This window comes from Schnuerera sp. (assembly GCF_035459645.1).
Taxonomy (GTDB): domain Bacteria; phylum Bacillota; class Clostridia; order Tissierellales; family Tepidimicrobiaceae; genus Schnuerera.
This window is the reverse complement of sequence record NZ_DATHXO010000485.1, coordinates 1-3,294: the sequence shown is the minus strand read 5'-3', so window position 1 is coordinate 3,294 and position 3,294 is coordinate 1. Positions and strand designations below refer to the sequence as shown.

The window sequence follows — 3,294 nt, the reverse complement described above, 5'->3', positions numbered from 1 at the left end:
GCCTCAAGTACTGTTATATGGTCCTCCACATTATATGCCTTACCATTTATGGTTATTTTAGCCATATTATTCAACTCCTACTTGCTTTTCTCTTCCTCAAATAGTTTTTCAAATACACCATCTAACTCTAAAGCTTCCTTCCATGTAGCTTCTACAAACTGTCCATCTACCTTTTTATAAGGAGTTTCTGGCTCATCTACATATAGTAATTCAGTAGTAAGCCTTCCTTTTAAACATAAAGGTCTTCCTTCAGAAGGAGCTTTTGCTCTTACAGCAATATTTTTGCCTTTCTTAGATAATACTTCAAAATTACATCCATAGTCACAAGCTTTGCATTTTACTGATTTTATATCACTATCCCATGTTCTAGTTTTACCTACAACCCTTTTGTCTATAAGGGCTCCCACAGGACAAGCTACTACACATCTATTACAGGAAACACAGGTTGATTCTTCTAAAGTAAAATCTGCATCTGCAACTATTCGAGTATCAAATCCTCTTCCTGCAAAAGATAGAACTTTTCTATCATGTACTTGAGCACAAGTTCTAACACATTTACCGCAAAGTATACATTTGCTATCATCTTTTAAAATATATGGACTTGATGTATCCACATAATTAGGTCTTCTTTCTCCATCATGTTCTCTAAATTTTACATCGTATCTATAAGCATACTCTTGCAGCAGACATTCTCCTGCTTTTTGACAAGTTAAACAGTCATTAGGATGGTTGTCTAAAAGCAATTGGAGTATTTCTTTCCTTATAGATACTACCTTTTCAGACTCTGTATATACTACCATTCCTTCTTTTACTTTAGTAGAGCATGAAGTTTCCAGTTTGTTTCTTCCTTCAATCTCCACTAAACAAAGTCTACAAGCCCCTACTATTTCTAAATTTGGATCGTAACATAAAGCAGGTATATCTATACCTATTCTCTTAGCTGCTTGAATTATATTATAATCCTTAGGCACAGTTACTTTTTTACCATCTATAGTAAGAGTTACATTTCCCATGACAAACCTCCTCCTATCTCTTAATTACAGCGCCAGTCGGACAGACTTCCATACAGGTGCCACACTTAATACATTCATCAGTATTTATTACATGTCTTTCTTTTACTTTTCCACTAATACATGAAACAGGACAGTTTCTAGCACACTTTGTACATCCTATACAATCTTCTGTAATGAAAAATTCTAAAAGAGCCTGACATGAGCCGGCAGGGCATCTTTTATCATAAACATGAGCTTCGTATTCATCTCTAAAATATTTCATAGTAGATATGACTGGATTTGCAGCTGTTTGTCCTAAACCACATAAAGAACCGTTGGTAATAGTTTCAGATAAGGATTCAAGTCTATCTAAATCTTCTGGTGTTCCTTCCCCATTGGTTATCCTTTCCAATATTTCTAACATCCTCTTAGTTCCTTCTCTACATGGAACACATTTACCACAGGATTCTTCAACAGTAAAATCTAAGAAAAATCTTGCGATGTCTACCATACAATTGTCTTCATCCATTACTACCATTCCACCAGAACCCATTATGGAACCTAATTCAGCTAAAGATTCAAAGTCAACAGGAGTATCTATATGTTCTTTAGGTATACAACCACCAGAAGGTCCTCCCGTTTGAATTGCCTTAAATTCTTTGTCATTAGGAATGCCTCCACCTATGTCATATATTATATCTCTTAAAGTAACTCCCATAGGCACTTCAATAAGTCCTGTGTTTTTTATCTTTCCTCCTAATGCAAATACCTTAGTTCCAGGAGAATCTTTTGTTCCAATGTTTTTAAACCATTCTACTCCATTTTGGAATATGGCTGGAACATTTGCAAGAGTTTCAACATTATTTATTATAGTTGGTTTTCCCCATAAACCTTTATGAGCAGTCCTGTGGATTTTAGTCCTAGGCATTCCTCTTTTGCCTTCAATAGATTCCATTAAAGCCGTTCCTTCACCACATACAAAAGCTCCTGCCCCTAGCCTTAATTCTATATCAAAACTAAAATCAGTTCCTAGTATATTCTTCCCTAATAATCCCTTTTCCTTAGCTTGTTCTATAGCTACTTCTAGTCTGTGTACAGCTATTGGGTACTCTGCTCTTACATAAATATAACCTTGATCTGACCCTATAGCATAGCCACAAATCGCCATAGCTTCAAGAACTGAATGCGGATCTCCTTCAAGGATAGATCTATCCATAAATGCACCTGGATCTCCCTCATCTGCATTACATATTACATATTTCTGGTCTGCTGGATACTTAAATGCTGTTTCCCATTTGCGGCCTGTCGGGAATCCTGCACCTCCCCTACCTCTCAAATTGGATTTTTTCATAAATTCAATAACTTCTTCTTGAGTCATGTCAGTTATTACTTTTGCTAAAGACTGATATCCATCAAAAGCTATATATTCATCAATATCCTCTGGATTAATAAGTCCACAATTTCTTAAAGCAACTCTCGTTTGTTTTTTATAAAAATTAACTTCATTTACAGGCATAACTGTTTTTTCTTCGACAGCACCTTCGTATAATAATCTTTTTACAATATGCCCTTTTTCAAAATGTTCTTCTACTATTTCATCAACATCTTCTAATTTCACATGACTATAAAATATCCCTTCTGGATATATAACTATATTAGGTCCAGCTTCACATAAGCCAAAGCAACCTGTTAATTTTACTTTAATACTGTCTAATCCTCTTTCCTTCACTTTTTCTTCCAATAGCTTTCTAATCTCATCTCCTTGGGAAGAATGACATCCAGTACCACCACATACTAAAACATGAGTTGGATGAGCATCCATATCTTTTTGGTCAAAAGATATTGTAGACTGCTCTTTTTGCCTTAAACTAATTTTTTCTAAGGTTTCTTCTTTTATTTTCTTTAACTCATCAATGGTTTTCAAATTACCACCTCCAGATTATCTATATTTATCTATAATCTCTTCTACATCTTCAGGTTTTAACTTACCGTACACATCCTCATTCACCGTCAATACAGGTGCTAAACCACAAGCCCCTAAACACCTTGTTGCATCAATAGAAAATTTTCTATCTAGTGTAGTTTGTCCTACACTAATTCCTAGCAATTCTTCTACTTTATCTAATATTTCCTGAGACCCTTTTACATAACAGGCAGTTCCTAAACATACACCTATTTTATATTCTCCTTTTGGGATCAAAGAAAATTGAGAGTAGAAGGTAGCTACTCCATAGATTTCAGATAGAGGGACTCTGAGTTCATCAGAAATCATCTTTTGAACCTCTATAGGAAGATAACCAAA

3 protein-coding genes are annotated in these 3,294 nt (G+C 35.0%); all 3 read right to left on the bottom strand.

Going from position 1 to position 3,294, the window contains the following annotated elements; translation table 11 throughout:
- Nucleotides 1-77: 77 nt before the first annotated feature.
- Nucleotides 78-1,013 (bottom strand): NADH-quinone oxidoreductase subunit G, encoded by a 936-nt coding sequence (locus tag VK998_RS11475; RefSeq protein ID WP_325228436.1) that lies wholly within the window; start codon nucleotides 1,011-1,013, stop codon nucleotides 78-80.
- A 13-nt stretch (nucleotides 1,014-1,026) separates the two neighbouring features.
- Nucleotides 1,027-2,814 carry an NADH-quinone oxidoreductase subunit NuoF gene (locus tag VK998_RS11470; RefSeq protein WP_325228438.1) on the bottom strand — a complete coding sequence of 596 codons (1,788 nt, stop codon included), beginning with the start codon at nucleotides 2,812-2,814 and terminating at the stop codon, nucleotides 1,027-1,029.
- A gap of 117 nt (nucleotides 2,815-2,931) precedes the next feature.
- On the bottom strand, nucleotides 2,932-3,294 hold a 363-nt coding region (locus VK998_RS11465; protein WP_325228434.1), incomplete at its 5' end, for an NADH-quinone oxidoreductase subunit NuoE family protein.

Coding starts and splice junctions, on each gene's coding strand:
- VK998_RS11475 (WP_325228436.1), bottom strand. CDS start 1,013: ATGGGAAATGTAACTCTTACTATAGATGGTAAAAAAGTAACTGTGCCT.
- VK998_RS11470 (WP_325228438.1), bottom strand. CDS start 2,814: ATGGATGCTCATCCAACTCATGTTTTAGTATGTGGTGGTACTGGATGT.